The organism is Dactylosporangium sp. McL0621 (assembly GCF_049995355.1).
In the GTDB taxonomy this organism is placed as follows: domain Bacteria; phylum Actinomycetota; class Actinomycetes; order Mycobacteriales; family Micromonosporaceae; genus Dactylosporangium.
Genome location: NZ_CP188259.1, coordinates 3,190,466 through 3,204,987 on the forward strand (window position 1 = coordinate 3,190,466; position 14,522 = coordinate 3,204,987).

14 protein-coding genes, 1 tRNA gene and 1 pseudogene are annotated in these 14,522 nt (G+C 72.6%); 15 read left to right on the forward strand and 1 reads right to left on the reverse strand.

Annotated features, from left to right (window positions below; all coding sequences use genetic code 11):
• Positions 1 to 44: 44 nt before the first annotated feature.
• From ACPPVO_RS14965 to ACPPVO_RS15005, 9 genes are read left to right on the forward strand one after another with little or no spacing between them, the layout of a single operon-like run.
• Positions 45 to 767, forward strand: coding sequence for an ABC transporter ATP-binding protein (locus ACPPVO_RS14965; protein ID WP_426511813.1), 723 nt, complete (start codon positions 45 to 47; stop codon positions 765 to 767).
• A 29-nt stretch (positions 768 to 796) separates the two neighbouring features.
• A complete protein-coding gene (locus ACPPVO_RS14970; RefSeq protein ID WP_426511814.1) occupies positions 797 to 1,498 on the forward strand; it encodes an ABC transporter ATP-binding protein in 702 nt (233 codons plus the stop codon).
• A 12-nt stretch (positions 1,499 to 1,510) separates the two neighbouring features.
• Complete coding sequence (locus tag ACPPVO_RS14975; protein WP_360376161.1) at positions 1,511 to 2,407, forward strand: branched-chain amino acid ABC transporter permease; 897 nt, start codon at positions 1,511 to 1,513, stop codon at positions 2,405 to 2,407.
• Positions 2,407 to 3,516 (forward strand): branched-chain amino acid ABC transporter permease, encoded by a 1,110-nt coding sequence (locus ACPPVO_RS14980; RefSeq protein WP_426511815.1) that lies wholly within the window; start codon positions 2,407 to 2,409, stop codon positions 3,514 to 3,516. The genes ACPPVO_RS14975 and ACPPVO_RS14980 overlap by 1 nt, the downstream gene beginning before the upstream one ends.
• Complete coding sequence (locus tag ACPPVO_RS14985) at positions 3,452 to 4,759, forward strand: ABC transporter substrate-binding protein (RefSeq protein ID WP_426511816.1); 1,308 nt, start codon at positions 3,452 to 3,454, stop codon at positions 4,757 to 4,759. Before ACPPVO_RS14980 ends, ACPPVO_RS14985 begins: the two co-directional genes overlap by 65 nt.
• A 33-nt stretch (positions 4,760 to 4,792) precedes the next feature.
• On the forward strand, positions 4,793 to 6,469 hold the full coding sequence (locus ACPPVO_RS14990; protein ID WP_426511817.1) for a class I adenylate-forming enzyme family protein: 1,677 nt from the start codon (positions 4,793 to 4,795) through the stop codon (positions 6,467 to 6,469).
• Positions 6,466 to 6,861 carry a nuclear transport factor 2 family protein gene (locus tag ACPPVO_RS14995; RefSeq protein WP_360376150.1) on the forward strand — a complete coding sequence of 132 codons (396 nt, stop codon included), beginning with the start codon at positions 6,466 to 6,468 and terminating at the stop codon, positions 6,859 to 6,861. The genes ACPPVO_RS14990 and ACPPVO_RS14995 overlap by 4 nt, the downstream gene beginning before the upstream one ends.
• A complete protein-coding gene (locus ACPPVO_RS15000; protein WP_426511818.1) occupies positions 6,858 to 7,796 on the forward strand; it encodes an LLM class F420-dependent oxidoreductase in 939 nt (312 codons plus the stop codon). Before ACPPVO_RS14995 ends, ACPPVO_RS15000 begins: the two co-directional genes overlap by 4 nt.
• Entirely contained in the window at positions 7,793 to 9,286 is a 1,494-nt protein-coding gene (locus tag ACPPVO_RS15005; protein ID WP_426511819.1) for a class I adenylate-forming enzyme family protein, read from the forward strand. The genes ACPPVO_RS15000 and ACPPVO_RS15005 overlap by 4 nt, the downstream gene beginning before the upstream one ends.
• 106 nt (positions 9,287 to 9,392) lie before the next feature.
• Here the strand turns inward: ACPPVO_RS15005 and ACPPVO_RS15010 are convergent, their stop codons facing one another.
• Positions 9,393 to 10,802, reverse strand: a complete 1,410-nt coding sequence (locus ACPPVO_RS15010) for a pyridoxal phosphate-dependent decarboxylase family protein (protein WP_426511820.1) — start codon at positions 10,800 to 10,802, stop codon at positions 9,393 to 9,395.
• A gap of 134 nt (positions 10,803 to 10,936) precedes the next feature.
• Between ACPPVO_RS15010 and ACPPVO_RS15015 the strand changes: the two genes are divergently transcribed.
• From ACPPVO_RS15015 to ACPPVO_RS15040, 6 genes and pseudogenes are all read left to right on the forward strand, one after another.
• A tRNA-OTHER gene (locus ACPPVO_RS15015) sits at positions 10,937 to 11,020 on the forward strand.
• A gap of 60 nt (positions 11,021 to 11,080) precedes the next feature.
• Positions 11,081 to 11,169: pseudogene (locus ACPPVO_RS15020) on the forward strand.
• Positions 11,170 to 11,314: 145 nt separating this feature from the next.
• Positions 11,315 to 12,454 (forward strand): acyl-CoA dehydrogenase, encoded by a 1,140-nt coding sequence (locus tag ACPPVO_RS15025; protein WP_426511821.1) that lies wholly within the window; start codon positions 11,315 to 11,317, stop codon positions 12,452 to 12,454.
• A gap of 21 nt (positions 12,455 to 12,475) precedes the next feature.
• Positions 12,476 to 13,003: a hypothetical protein gene (locus ACPPVO_RS15030; protein WP_360376136.1), complete on the forward strand. Its 528-nt coding sequence runs from the start codon at positions 12,476 to 12,478 to the stop codon at positions 13,001 to 13,003.
• A gap of 11 nt (positions 13,004 to 13,014) precedes the next feature.
• Positions 13,015 to 13,518, forward strand: a complete 504-nt coding sequence (locus ACPPVO_RS15035) for a flavin reductase family protein (protein WP_426511822.1) — start codon at positions 13,015 to 13,017, stop codon at positions 13,516 to 13,518.
• Positions 13,515 to 14,522, forward strand: coding sequence for a VlmB-like protein (locus ACPPVO_RS15040; protein ID WP_426511823.1), 1,008 nt, complete (start codon positions 13,515 to 13,517; stop codon positions 14,520 to 14,522). Before ACPPVO_RS15035 ends, ACPPVO_RS15040 begins: the two co-directional genes overlap by 4 nt.

Here is a 14,522-nt window from a genome sequence, read left to right on the forward strand (position 1 = left end):
AGACGAGTAGCACTGTCAATTGAAGTAAGCCGGAGGTGACGCTGGTGTCGGCTGCTGCGTTGGACGTGCGCGACGTCCGGATTCACTTCGGCGGGGTCACCGCGCTCGACGGGATCAGCCTGACCGTCGCGCCCGGTGAGATCTGCGGGCTGATCGGGCCGAACGGCGCCGGCAAGACCACGCTGTTCAACTGCATCACCCGCATCTACCAGCCGGACGGGGGCACGATCCGGTTCGGCGAGCGCGACCTGCTGGCGGTGCCACGGCACCGCATCGTGCGGCACGGCATCGCGCGGACGTTCCAGAACCTCGCGCTCTTCGGCTCGCTGAGCGTCCTGGAGAACACGGTCGCCGGCGCCCACGTGCGGCGCGGGCGGCACCGGGCGCTGCGGGCCGAGGCCTACGACATCCTGGCCGCGCTCGACCTCACCGACGTGGCCCACCACCCGGCGCAGGGCCTGCCGTTCGGCACCCTCAAGCGCGTCGAGCTGGCCCGGGCCCTCGCCGCGCGCCCCCGGCTGCTGCTGCTGGACGAGCCGGCCGGCGGCCTGACCCACGCCGAGGTCCGCGACCTGGGCGAGCTGATCCGGCGGATTCGCGACCGGTACGAACTCTCGGCCCTCCTCGTGGAGCACCACATGGGCCTCGTGATGGGCATCTGCGACCACGTCGTCGCGATGGACTCCGGCCGCAAGATCGCCGACGGCGCGCCGGAAGCGGTGCAGCGCGACGAGACCGTGGCGGCGGCCTACCTGGGGCGGACATGAGCGGTACGGAGCGAAGCGGAGGCGTCGGCATGAGCGATCTGCTGGAAGTCGAGCGGCTCGTCGCCGGCTACGGCCAGGCCCAGGTGCTGCACGGCATCGACCTCACGGTCGGGGCCGGCGAGGTCGTCGTCGTACTCGGCGCCAACGGGGCCGGCAAGACGACGCTCATGCGGGCCATCGCGGGCCTGCTGCCCAGCCGCGGCACGATCGCGTTCGCCGGGCAGCCGCTGGGCGGCCGGGCCGAGGCGGTCGTCCGCCAGGGAATCAGCCTCGTACCGCAGGGCCGCGGAACCTTCACCGCGCTCACCGTCGAGGAGAACCTGCGCGTCGGGGCGGCCGTGCGCGGCCGGGAGAAGATCGACGTCGAGCGCTGGTACGGCGTCTTCCCCGTCCTGAAGGCGCGCGCCAAGCAGATCGCGGGCACGCTGTCCGGCGGCGAGCAGCAGATGCTCGCCGTGGCCCGCGCCCTCATGAGCCGCCCGCAACTGCTGCTGTGCGACGAGATCAGCCTGGGGCTCGCCCCGAAGATCGTGGCCGAGCTGTTCGCGGTGCTGCGGGACATCAACCGCGAGGACGGCACCGCGCTGCTGCTCGTCGAGCAGAACGCCGAGCTCGCGCTCGACCTCGCGGGCCGCGCCTACCTGCTGGAGGTCGGCCGCGTCGCCGGGCACGGCCCCGCCGCCGAGTTCCGCGACAACGACGCGGTCCGCCGCGCCTACCTGGGCTACTAGGGGAGGAACACCGTGTCGCTCCTGCTCGACCGGCTCTTCGACGGCATCACGAACGGGTGCGTGTACGCCATCATGGCCCTCGCCCTGGTGATCGTCTTCCGGGGCTCGGGGACCATCAACTTCGCCCAGGGCGAGCTCGCCCTCTTCACCACCTACATCGCCTGGTGGCTCACCACCCTGGGCGCGCCGATCTGGGCCGGGCTCGTCGTGGCCACCGTCACCGGGCTCGTGCTCGGCGCCGGCATCGAGCGCACGCTGATCCGGCCGGTGCGCCGGCGCAACGACATGGCCGTGCTCATCGTGTGCCTGGGGTTGTTCACCGCGCTCAACGCCCTGGCCGGGCTCATCTGGAACTCCGAGACCAAGGTGATGCCGAGCATCTTCCCCAACGGCCTCGACGACTACCTGAGCATCGGCGGCGCCCGGCTGTACTTCGACGGCCTCGGCGTCTGGCTCGTCGTCCTCGTCGTCGTGGGCCTGATGTTCCTGCTGTTCAACCGGACCACGCTCGGCCTGCACATGCGGGCCGTGGCCAACGCGCCCGAGTCCGCCGCGCTCAGCGGCGTGCGCACCGGACGCGTGCTCATGTTCGGCTGGGGCGTCTCGGGCGCGATCGGCGCCGTCGCCGGCGTGCTCGTCACCCCGCTCTCGCCGCAGCAGCTGGGGCTGCAGACGATGTTCCCGATCCTCATCTACGCCTCGGCCGCGGCGCTGTTCGGCGGCCTCGACAGCCCGGTCGGCGCGGTCGTCGGCGGCCTCGTCCTCGGCGTCCTGCAGCAGCTGATCATGGGCTACGTCGGGTTCATCGGCGACACCCTGCCGCAGACCGCGGCGCTGACCATCATCGTCGCCGTGCTCGTGCTGCGCCCCAACGGCCTGTTCGGCACCCGTCAGCCGGAGCGCGTGTGATGCGTACGCCGATCGTCCTCACCCGCGGCACCTGGCCGCACCGCGCCGTCCTCCTGGCGCTCGCCGCGCTCGCCGTCCTGGCACTGCTGTGGGCCTCCGGGCTCGCCCAGTTCCGCGTCTCCCAGCTCACCAGCGTCTTCATCTACGCCATCGCGATCAGCGGGCTCAACCTGGCCACCGGCTACACCGGCCTGCTGTCCATCGGGCACAGCGCGTTCTTCGGGCTGGGCGCCTACACGACCGGCGTCCTCGTCATGAAGTACAACCTCGATCCGCTCTCCACAGTCGTCCCCGCGGTGCTGCTGTGCTTCGTCGTCGGCTTCGTCATCGGCCTGCCCGCGCTGCGCATCCGCGGCCTGTATCTGGCCCTGGTCACCCTGGCCGTGGGCGTCGCCTTCCCGGAGCTGGTGCGCCGCTTCGAGTCGCTCACCGGGGGCGCCCGCGGCCTGGTGATCCGCCGCCGCCTGCTCAACCCGCCGCCGTGGAGCGGGTTCGGCGCCGGCGAACGCGCCGAGTGGCTGTTCTGGCTCTCGGCCGTCACGCTCGGCGCGGTCCTGGTCCTCGTGCACCTGCTCGTGCGCAGCCGCGCGGGCCTGGCCATGGTCGCCACCCGCGACAACGAGATCGCGGCCGCCGCCTCCGGCGTGCGCGTCGCCGCCGTCAAGACGACGGTCTTCGGGCTCTCCGGCGCCGTCACCGGCCTCGCCGGGTGCCTCTTCGCGATGTACCTCGCCGCCCTCTCCCCGGACGGCTCCTTCACCCTGCTCAAGTCCATCGAGTTCATCACCGGTCTGGTCATCGGCGGCGCCGCGACCCGCCTCGGCCCGCTCGTCGGGGCCTTCGCCGTCGTCTACATCCCCTACCTGACCGCCAGCCTGAACCCCGCGAACGTCAGCCAGGGCCAGCTCTCCGGCGTCCTCTTCGGCGTCGTGCTGATCCTGATCATCTTCCTGATGCCCGACGGAATCGTCGGCGGGCTCAGCCGGCTGAGCGGACGCCTGGTCCAGGTGCACACCCCAACCCCCGCGTCAGAGGAGAACACCCATGAGGCGTCACCACTACCTGGTGGCCGCGGCGACCGCGACCTTACTGCTCGCGGCGTGCAGTAACGCCAACTCCGGCGACGACCCGGAGCCCGCCGCGAGCGGGGCCCCGGCCGCCGCCGGCGCCTGGAAGGCCCCCACGCAGGACTGCGACGACCCCGCCGCGGCCACCAAGGAGATCAGCGGCACGCTCAAGGTCGGCTGGTCCGCGGCGCTGTCCGGCCCGCTGGCCGGCGCCGTCGGCGCGGTGCTACAGGGCATGAAGGACCGCTTCGCGGTGGAGAACGCGGCCGGCGGCATCAACGGCGTCAAGCTCGACGTCGTCACCCGCGACGACGCGTTCGACCCGGCCAAGGCCAAGGCCAACGTCGGGCAGCTGATCCAGAGCGACAAGGTCGACGTGCTCGACGTGTTCGGCTCCGGCCAGCTCGACGCGGTCGCCGACGACCAGAACGCGGCCTGCGTCCCGCTGCTGTTCGCCCAGTCCGGCGTGCCGACGTTCCGCGACGTGAAGAGCTTCCCCTGGACGACGCAGTACCTGCCGTCGGCCGACGTCGAGACCGCGTTCGACGTCGAGCTGCTCAAGAAGAAGTACCCCAACGGCGCCAAGGTGGCCATCGCGGCCAACCAGACCGAGTCGGGCAAGGGCCTCGCCGACGGCTTCAAGAAGGCGCTGCAGGGCACCAACCTCGAGCTGGTCAAGGAGGTCTCGCTGGCCGACCCGGCCGCGGCCGCCACGACCCTGAGCGCCAGCGGCGCCCAGGTGCTCTTCGACGCCGGCGTCACCACCGACTGCCCGGCCCTGTCGACCGCGATCGGCCGCAGCGGCTGGAAGCCCGAGACGTTCATCCAGCCGTCCAACTGCGTCGACGGCAACACGCTCTACAAGCCGGCCGGCGCCGCCGCCGACGGGCAGCTCGTGCCGGTGTGGCTGAAGAACCCGGCCAGCGACCTGTACGCGTCCGACCCCGGCATGACCGACTACCTCGCGAAGCTCAAGGCCCAGAACAACGCGGCGCCGACGAACAGCTACACGGTCAACGGCTGGGTCATCGGCGACCTCATGATCGACGTGTTCAAGAAGGCCGCGTCCTCCCCCTCCAAGCTGTCCCACGCGGGCATCATGGAGGCGGCGCGGACGCAGGAGTACCAGCCGCCGATGTTCATCGACGGGATCAAGTGGAAGATGGCCCCGACGGCCCCGCTGGGCATCCTCGCGTTCCGCCCGTTCCAGTGGGACGCGACGGCGGTGGCGTTCAAGCCCTTCGGCGACGTCATCGACATCTCCGGCAAATACCTGACGAAATAGCGGACATCACTAAGTAGTAAGGGGGGTTCGGGCATGCCGGGACGTAAACTGCACCCACTCGAGCGCGTGGCGGAGTACACCTCGCGCGGCTGGTGGTCGCAGGACACCATGGACGCTCTGCTGCGGGCCCAGGTCGCCCGGCAGCCCGACCGGCTCGCGGTCGTCGACCCGGCCAACAAGGCCGCGCTCGTCGGCACCGAGCCGCGCCGCCTCACCTGGGGCGAGCTGGACGCTTCGACCAACCGGCTCGCCCGGGTCCTGCTGGACCTCGGCGCCGAGCCGGGCGATGTCGTCGCGGTCCAGCTCCCCAACACCGTGGAGCTCGTCGTCGCCTACCTGGCGGCCTGGCGGATCGGCCTCATCGTCACCCCGTTCCCCGTGCAGTTCCGCGAGCACGAGATCGTCGCCCTGTCCGAGCTGGCCGATGCGAAGTTCTACCTGACGTCGGACCGGATCGGCGACCGGGCGCACGCCGCCGAGTTCGCGGGCTACAACCTCCCCGGCGTCGTGCTGGCGCACGGCGCCGACCTCCCCGAAGGCGTGCTGCCGGCCGACGCGCTGATGGCGGCGGCCGACGGGTCCACAGTGGAAGCGCACGAGGCCGACCCGAACGACTGCGTCACGATCTGCTGGACCTCCGGCACCGAGAGCACCCCGAAGGGCGTCCCGCGCAGCCACTACGACTGGCTCGCGATCTGCTGGGCCACCGTCGAGGCGCCCCGCCTCACCGAGGACGACGTGCTGCTCAACCCGTTCCCGATGGTGAACATGGCCGGCATCAACGGCATGTTCCTGCCGTGGCTGCGGGTCGGCTGCATCCTGGTGCAGCACCACCCGTTCGACCTGCCGACGTTCCTGGCCCAGATCACCGCCGAGCGGGCCACCTACACCGTCGCCCCGCCGGCCCTGCTCACCCTGCTCCTGCAGCGCGACGAGCTGCTGGCCGCCGCGGACATCTCCAGCCTCAAGCAGATCGGGTCGGGTTCGGTACCGCTGGCGCCGCCGATGGTCCGCGGCTGGCAGGAGCGCCACGGCATCGGCATCATCAACTTCTTCGGCTCCAACGAGGGCATCTCGCTGCTCACCGACCCGCACGACGTGCCCGACCCGGAGCAGCGCGCCCGCTACTTCCCCCGCTACGGCGTGCCCGGCTACACCTGGAGCTCCCGCGTCACCGAGTGGACCACCGTCCGGCTCGTCGACCCGGCGACCGGCGACGAGGTCACCGAGCCCGGGGTCCCCGGCGAGCTGCGGCTGAAGGGCCCCACGGTCTTCGCGGGGTACCTGCACGGCGAGCGCCTCGCCAGCCCGTTCGACGAGCAGGGGTACCTGCGCACCGGCGACGTGTTCGTCATCGCCGGGGACGACGGGCAGTTCCTGGAGTACGTCGACCGGGCCAAGGACCTCGTCATCCGCGGCGGGATGAACATCGCCCCGGCCGAGCTGGAGGGGCTCATCGCCGCGCACCCGGCCGTGGCCGACGTCGCGGTCGTGGGCTACCCCGACGAGGTGCTCGGCGAGCGGGTGTGCGCCGTCGTCGTGCCCCGCGAGGGCCGGGAGCTCGACCTGGCCGGCCTGGTGGAGTTCCTGAAGGACCAGCGCATCGCCTCGTACAAACTGCCCGAACGACTGGAGCTGCGCCAGGCCCTGCCCCGCAACCCCGTCGGCAAGGTCTTGAAACGGTCCCTCCGGGAGGAGATCAACGCATGAGTGCTCCGTTGGACGTCGCGCGGGACATGGTCGACGCCTGGAACCGGATGGACTGGGACCGGGTCGTCGCCCTGTTCGCCGCGGACGGCGTGCTGCACAGCGTGATGCAGGAACCGATCGTCGGCCGGCCCGCCATCGAGGCCCGGATCCGCTCGCTGACCGCCGGCCTGGAGCGGATCGAGCTGCGGGTGAAGGCGATGGGCGTCATCGACGGCCGCGTCTTCATCGAGCGCGTCGACGACTTCGACATCAACGGCCACCACGTCGAGCTGCCGGTCGTCGGCATCCTGCGCATCGGCGCCGACGGGCTCGTCACGGAGTGGCTCGAGTACTACGATCGCGCCACGATGATGCGCGGCATGGGCCTGCCGGCGGACTTCAGCCACTCATGACGATCGAGATCTCCCTCGGCCTGTGGCAGGACCGCCCGGCGGCCGAGGCCCTGGACACCGCGCGCCTCGCCGGCGAGCACGGCTTCCCGGCCGTGTGGATCGGCGAGATGGCCACGTACGACGCCTTCGCCCTCGCGGCCGCGGCCGGGCCGCTGCTGCCGGCCGCGACCCGGCTCGTGCTCGGCCCGTTCGCGGTCACCGTCCGCGACCCGATGATGGTCGCGATGGGCGCGGCCTCGGTCGCGGCGCTGACCGGGCGCGCGGTCTCGGTGGCGCTGGGCACCTCCAGCCCCGTCGTCGTCGAGCAGTGGCACGGCCGCTCCCGGTCCGGCTCCGCGCAGGCGCTCGACGACTCGGCGCAGGCCGTGCGGGCGCTCCTGGCGGGAGAGCGGGTGCGGGGGTACCGGCTGCGGCTGCCCCCGGTGCCCGGCGAGCTCGTCGTCGCCGCCTTCGGCCCGCGCGCGGTCGCCACCGCGGCCCGGCACGCGGACCGCATGGTGCTCAACCTGCTCGACCCGCCGACCGCGGGCGAGCTCGTGGCCCAGCTGGAGGCGGCCGCGGAGGGTCCCCGCCCGCGGGTCGCCGTCTGGGCCCCGGCCGCGATCGGCACCGACCTCGCGGCCGCGTACGAGCAGCTGCGCCGGGGCGTCGTGGGCTACCTCGCCGCGCCCGGGTACTCCGACATGTTCATCCGCGCCGGCTTCGGCGACGTGGTCGCGTTCGCGCGCACCGGCCCGCACCCGCGCGACCTGCTGGCCGCGATCCCGTCGGAGCTGATCGACGCGATCGGTGTCGTGGGCTCCCCTTCGGCGGCGGCCGAGCGGGTCCGCTCCTATGTGGACAACGGCGTCGACGACATTGTGCTGGTGCCGTCGTCCACCGACGCCGACCCTCTCGGCGCCGCGACCCTGGCATCCGCCGTGGAACTGCTGTGACTCCGGGAATGCTGCTGCTCAGCGTCGCGCGGCGCATCCCCGGGCGGGTCGCGGTGCGGGCCGGGGGCACCGAGCGCACGTACGGCGACCTGTTCGACAACGCGGCCCGGTTCGCCGGCGTGCTGACCGCCCACGGCGTGCGCGCCGGCGACCGGGTCGCGTTGATGATGGACAACCGCGTCGAGGCCCTGGAGTGCTACCTCGGGTGCCTGCTGGGCGGCTACACGGCGGTCCACGTGAACGACCGGCTCGCGCGGCCGGAGGTACAGTCCATCGTGGACGACGCCGGCGTGGCCGCCTTCGTGGCGCCGGCCGCCGGCCGCTTCGACCCGGCGGCCGGGTCCGGCCGGCCGGTCTCCGCGCCGGTGGTCCTGGAGCCGGTCTTCGACGCCGCCCCGATCGCCCCGCGCCTGGCCCCGCCGTCGGCCCCGGCCATCATCGGCTACACCAGCGGCACCACGGGCGCCCCCAAGGGCGTCGTCATCACCCAGGAGAACCTGAGCCGGATCATCCGGCACATGCCGGTCCACGACGGCCTGCGGCCCGGCAGCCGCTGCGCCTTCACCGGCTCCTTCTCGTTCGTCGCCGGCATCTGGGGCGTCATGCTCCCGCACCTGTACCTCGGCGGCGAGCTCTCGTTCATGGCCGGCCTGCCCCCGGCCGAGTGGGTCGACCGCATGATCCGCGAGCGCTCCACCTTCACCTACGTACCGTCGCCGCTCGCCCCCGCCTTCACCGAGGAGGTCCGCCGCCGCCCCGAGGTGCTCGGCTCCCTGACCGGCGTACTGCACTCGGCCTCGGCGATGCGCCCGGAGGTGATGCGCGACCTCGTCTCCGTCATCGGCGACCGCTTCGTCGAGACGTGGGGCATGACGGAGACCGGCGCGCCGGTGACCACCACCGTCCCCGCCGACTGGACCGGCGCCTGCGAGGCGGACGACATCTACGCCTCGGCGGGCCGCCCGGCCCACATCGCGGCCGTCCGCGTCATCGGCCCCGACGGCGCCGACGTGCCGGCGGGCGGGGAGGGCGAGCTGCTGGTGCAGTCCGAGACGCTCTTCGCGGGCTACTTCCGCCGCCCCGAGGCCACGTCGGAGGCCCTGCGCGACGGCTGGCTGCACACCGGCGACATCGGCCGGGTCGACCGGGCCGGCTACGTGTACATCACCGACCGCCTCAAGGACATGATCGTCACGGGCGGCATGAACGTGTACCCGGCCGAGGTCGAACAGGCCCTGTCCCGCATGCCGGGCGTGGCCGAGGCCGCGGTCTTCGGCGCCCCGGACGAACGCTGGGGCGAGACGGTGGTCGCCGCGATCGTCCGCGCGCCGGGCCACACCTTCGACGAGGCCGCGGTCACCGCCTGGTGCCGGCAGCACCTGGCGTCGTACAAGAAGCCGACGTCGGTCCTGTTCCTGGACGCCCTGCCGCGCAACGCCGCCCTGAAGGTCCCGAAGCCCCGCCTGAGGGAGCTCTACGCCCGGCGCTGATGTGCTGTACTACCTCGCATGGGACGGAGGCGACTCACGGCGGCCGCCGCCGTGCCGGCCGTCGACGGCCGGGTCTACTGGGCCCAGCGCCTCCCGCGTTGAGGGCCTAGACGGGGACGGTCGCCGACAGGACCTCGGTGAAGACGGCGCGGATCTCGGCCAGCACCGTGTCCACATCGGACTCGGTCGTGCGCCATGACGTCACCGAGACGCGCATTGCCGCCTGGGTGTTCCACGTCGTGCCGCCGAACCAGCTCACGCCGCGCTCCTGCAGGCGCTCGATCACGCCCCTCGTGATGGTGTCGTCGCCGGCGAAGCGGACCAGGACCTGGTTCAGGGCCACCTCGTTGAGGACCTCCGCGCCCTCGATCGCGGCCAGGCCGGCGGCGAAGCGGCGGGCCAGGGCGCAGCCGCGCTCGATCTGGGCCGCGACCCCCGAGCGGCCCAGCGTGCGCAGGGCCGCCCACACCGGCAGGCTGCGCGCGCGCCGCGAGAAGTCCGGGACCCACTCGATCGGGTCGCGCTCGCCGGGAACCGGGTCGGGCAGGTAGTCGGCGCGGGCGTTGAGCATGGCCGCGCGGTGGTCCTCGGCGTTGCGGACGAAGACCAGGCCGCAGTCGTACGGCACGTTGAGCCACTTGTGCGCGTCCGACGCCCACGAGTCGGCGCGCTCGATGCCGGCCAGCAGCGGGCGCAGCGCCGGGCTCGCCGCCGCCCACAGGCCGAAGGCGCCGTCGACGTGGACCCAGGCGCCGTGCTCGTGGGCGCTGTCGCAGATCTCGCCGACCGGGTCGATCGCGCCGCTGTTGACGTCGCCGACCTGGGTGCACACGATCGTCGGGCCGTCGCAGCGGGCGAGCTCGGCGCGCAGCAGGTCGGGGCGCATCCGGCCCTCGGCGTCGGTGCCGACCGACTTCGTGCGGCCGACGCCGAGGCCCAGGTACCGCAGCGCCCGCTCGATCGTGAGGTGCCGCTGGGCCGACGCGACGATGTGCACCTCCGGCGCGCCCCGCAGGCCGTCGCGCTCCACGTCCCAGCCGACCGCGGCGAGCACGTGGTGGCGGGCCGTGGCCAGCGCGGTCAGATGCGCCATCGCGCAGCCGGTGGGGAAGCCGACCGACGTGCCCGCCGGCAGGCCGAAGAGCTCGACGAGCCACTGTGCGGTGACGTACTCCGCGGTCGCCGTCGCCGGCCCCAGGTCGTACACGCCGCTGTTCTGGTCCCAGGCGCTCACCAGCCAGTCGGCGGCGACGGACACGGGCAGGGCGCCGCCGACGACGAAGCCGAAGTACCGCGGGCCGCCGCTGGCCACCACGCCGCCCGCGCGCGCGGCCTTCGCCAGCAGGCTGATGGTCTCGGTGGGTTCGCCGGGGCCCGCGGGCAGCGGGCCGCCGAGCAGCGGCTCCAGCTGTGCGGGCCCGGCGGTGGCGCCGACCGGCCGCGTGGCCAGGCCGGCGAGGTATTCGTTCGCGTATTCGGCGGCGAGTCCCAGCACCGCTTCGTCGGCGTGTGTCATGCGCTCATCATGCGATTCCCGGCTGATTTCCGGCTGACGTCAAATGCGTCAGGCGGTCGTCAGCCGGGGGTCAGGCGGGGGGTGCAAGATGGAGACATCGAACGGAGCCGCAAGGCACCGGACGAGGGAAACAAGGAGAGGTGCCCGGAGCGGTTCATCGGGATCCGGTTTCGACTGGATGGGCACTGCCTGCGCAGGTTCGAATCCTGCCCTCTCCGCGAAAGCGAAGCGATCGAAGCGATCGCGGCGATCGAGGCGATCGAGGCGACACCCAGCGAGGAGAGGTTCCCGGAGCGGCCTACCGGGGACCGGGCAACTGGTCGGGCCCAACGGGCCCACGCAGGTTCGAATCCTGCCCTCTCCGCCATTGAAAGAAAGAGCGCCCGGGATGCGATCCCGGGCGCTTTTTCACGTCGGAAACGGTGGTCAGTTCAGAGTCAGGCCACGGTCAGCCGCCATTGCCAGACTCGGCGACGGAGCTGTTCCAACCGTTCGAAGGAGGCGTTCGCCCGATGCGTTCCCTGACCGTCGCCCGCGAGGAGTGCGAGCGCTTCCATCCGGGCCTGCTCGCCGCGCTCGAGGCGCTGCCGCTGGCGGATCGGGAGGCCGACGGCAGCCCGGTGCTCGACATCTACCGGCGCCACCGCGGCCCCGGCCTGCTCGCGCCGGCCGACTTCGGCGGCGGCGCGGCCGGGCCGCTGGAGGCCGTACGGGTCCAGCGCGCCGTGTCCGCCCTGTCGCCGTCGCTCGGCGTCGGACTGGCCATGCACCACTTCACCGTCGCCATGCTGTTCTCGCTGGCCGAGTCGGCCGGCCGGCTCACCGACGCGCAGCTGAAGCTCATGTCCGGCATCGGCGCCGACGGGCTGCTGCTCGCGTCGGGCTGGGCGGAGGGCCGCACCGACCAGAACATCCTGCTGCCGTCGGTCGTGGCGACGCCCGTCGAGGGCGGCTACGAGGTCAACGGGGCCAAGAAGCCGTGCAGCCTCGCGCGCTCGATGGACGTGCTCACCGCGAGCGTGTCGGTCACCGACGAGCAGGGGCGCCCGGCCCTGGCCCTGCTGCTGATCCCGGCCTCGTCGGCGGGCATCAGCGTGCAGCCGTTCTGGAACAACCCGGTGCTGTTGGGCGCGCAGAGCCACGAGGTGCGCCTGGAGCGGGTACACGTGCCGGCCGAGCTCGTCATCGCCAGCACCCCCGAGGACGAGAGCCGCCTCGACGACCTGCAGACCGCGGGCTTCACGTGGTTCGAGCTGCTGGCCACCTCGACGTACGTCGGGGCCGCGTCGGCGATCGTCGCGCGGGTGCTCGAACGCGGCCGGGGCGGCGCCACCGACCGGCTCGCGCTCACCCTGCGCCTGGAGGCCGCGGTCGACCTCGTCGAGGGGGCCGCGCGGGCGCTGGAGGCCGGCCTGGCCGGCGAGGACGCCGTGGCGAAGGTGCTCGTCGCGCGGTACGCGAGCCAGGACCTGCTGGCCGCGGCGGTCACCGGCGCGGTCGAGCTGCTCGGCGGCATCGCGTTCCTGCGCGACGCCGACACCACCTACCTCGCCTCGACCATCGGGGCGCTGGCGTTCCACCCGCCGTCGCGCGGCAGCACCGCCGGCGCGCTCGACGACTACTTCAAGGGCGAGCCGCTGCGGCTGTCCTGACAGGAAGGGAGACCCTCCACCATGGACCAGAAGAACCCGTTCGAATCGCCGGTCACGTTCAAGCTGCACCGCGCCGAGTACCTGCTCGGCTTCGGCCTGTCCATCGTGCTCATCCTGTGGCACATCACCGAGATCCGCTGGATCCCGTTCATCGCGCTGTTCGCCTGGATCGACCTGGTCGGCTACATCCCGGGCGCCATCGCGTTCCGGCGCAGCCCCGACCACCGCATCTCCAAGGTGTACTACGTGCTGTACAACTCGGCGCACAGCTTCGTCACCCAGACCGCCGTCATCGGCCTGTACCTGTGGCTGATCGGCCCCGAGTGGGCGCTGCTGGCGATCCCGTTCCACGTGTTCGGCGACCGCGGCCTGTTCGGCAACTTCCTCAAGCCCTTCGGGCTGCCGTTCGAGCCGATCCCGAGCCCGGCCTACGACCGGATCGTGGAGATGCTCCGGCGCACCCCCTCCGATGCGCGGCGCGTGCCCGCGGCCGTGGACCTGCCGCCGTCTCCGGCCCCGGTCGCGGCGTCGGCGCGCGCGGCGCGGTGACCAGCGCGGCGGTGGGCGAGGACGTCGACGTGCTGGCCCGCACGGCCCTGCGCCGGGTCGCGTCCGGCGTGACGGTGCTGACGGTCTGCGACGGCGACCTGTGGCACGGCACGACGGTCAGCGCGGTCGTGGCGATCTCCCGCGACCCGGTGGTAGTCGGCGTGTGCCTGCGCCGGCCCTCGGCCTTCACGGCGATGGCCGAGCGCAGCGGGGCCTTCTCGGTGAACGTGCTCAGCGACGCCCAGGCGCCGCTGGCCGCGCGCTTCGCCGACCCGGAGCGGCCGATGGGGCGCGCGCAGTTCGACGGCCTGAGCATCGCCCCCGACCCGGAGACCCGGGCGCCGCTCATCGGCGGCTGCCTCGCCCACCTCGCCTGCCGCCTGGCCGACCGGCACGCCATCGGCGACCACCACATGCTCGTCGCGCACGTCGTCGGCGGCCGCCACGACCACGCCGGCGAACCACTGCTCACCTTCGGTGGCCGACTCTTCAACGACAGAGGAGCAACGCAATGACCCAGACCGTACACCGCGAGCTGGAGATCCCGGTCGAGGCCGACTTCGACCACGCGCCCGGCCTGCTCGACGGCGCGGCCAACCTCGAGCTCACCGTCGAGCAGTGCAACGTCGCGTACTGGTTCCGCGCGGTCGCGCAGGGCACGCTCAAGGGCCGCCCGAGCGGCCACACGGGCGAACAGCAGACGCCGCAGTACATGCGCGAGCCCGGCCCCCTGCGCGAGGCCCTCAGCCTGGAGCTGTCGTACCGGGCGCTGGACGAGGAGGCGGCCACCCGCGTCCTGTCGCACTACGTCGCGGCCGCGCCCGGCGTCGCGGAGCTGGAGTTCTACAGCACCCAGCTCATCGACGAGGCCCGCCACCACCAGATCTTCCGCGACCACCTCCTCGACCTCGGCCACCCCGCCGAGGGGCTGATGGACCGGATCCGGGAGACCGGGAAGGTGTACCAGCAGGAGATCCTCGACCCGATCCAGCGCTTCGCCACCCAGATCGTGCGCGACGAGGGCGACTTCGTCGGCGCCGTGGTCGCCTTCGCCATCATCATCGAGGGCGTCCTGGCCGCCTCCACCGAGCTCAGCGAGCGCAAGTGGGGCGTCCTCGACCCGGTCGCCGGCGAGATCGCCCGCGGCGCGGCCATCGACGAGATCCGGCACCTGACGGTCGGCAGCTCGTACGTGCGCGAGCACCTCATCCGGCACCCCGAGGAGCGGGGCCACGTGCTCGACGTGCTGCGCCGGGGCCGGGAGCTCTGGGAGACTCTGCACGACCGCGAGTTCGTCATGCACCGCGAGCGGCTGTTCCAGGAGGGCATCGAGCCGCACCGGGCGGCGCTGCAGGACTACGAGCTCTTCCCCGGCCGGCGGCTGATCGACACCACCCCGGAGTCACGCTGGGAGCTGGCCGCCAGGTGGAACGACGAACTGGCCGACGCCCGCCTGGTGTACATGGGCATCCCCGAGGCCATCGACCTGTTGCGGGCCCAGGCGCCCCGCATCCTGTGA

Bases quoted from the DNA above. Each gene is read 5' to 3' on its own strand.
- ACPPVO_RS14980 (WP_426511815.1), top strand. From the start codon at position 2,407: ATGCGTACGCCGATCGTCCTCACCCGCGGCACCTGGCCGCACCGCGCC.
- ACPPVO_RS15030 (WP_360376136.1), top strand. From the start codon at position 12,476: ATGGACCAGAAGAACCCGTTCGAATCGCCGGTCACGTTCAAGCTGCAC.
- ACPPVO_RS15040 (WP_426511823.1), top strand. From the start codon at position 13,515: ATGACCCAGACCGTACACCGCGAGCTGGAGATCCCGGTCGAGGCCGAC.
- ACPPVO_RS14970 (WP_426511814.1), top strand. From the start codon at position 797: ATGAGCGATCTGCTGGAAGTCGAGCGGCTCGTCGCCGGCTACGGCCAG.
- ACPPVO_RS15010 (WP_426511820.1), bottom strand. From the start codon at position 10,802: ATGACACACGCCGACGAAGCGGTGCTGGGACTCGCCGCCGAATACGCG.
- ACPPVO_RS15025 (WP_426511821.1), top strand. From the start codon at position 11,315: ATGCGTTCCCTGACCGTCGCCCGCGAGGAGTGCGAGCGCTTCCATCCG.
- ACPPVO_RS14995 (WP_360376150.1), top strand. From the start codon at position 6,466: ATGAGTGCTCCGTTGGACGTCGCGCGGGACATGGTCGACGCCTGGAAC.
- ACPPVO_RS14990 (WP_426511817.1), top strand. From the start codon at position 4,793: ATGCCGGGACGTAAACTGCACCCACTCGAGCGCGTGGCGGAGTACACC.
- ACPPVO_RS14985 (WP_426511816.1), top strand. From the start codon at position 3,452: ATGAGGCGTCACCACTACCTGGTGGCCGCGGCGACCGCGACCTTACTG.
- ACPPVO_RS15000 (WP_426511818.1), top strand. From the start codon at position 6,858: ATGACGATCGAGATCTCCCTCGGCCTGTGGCAGGACCGCCCGGCGGCC.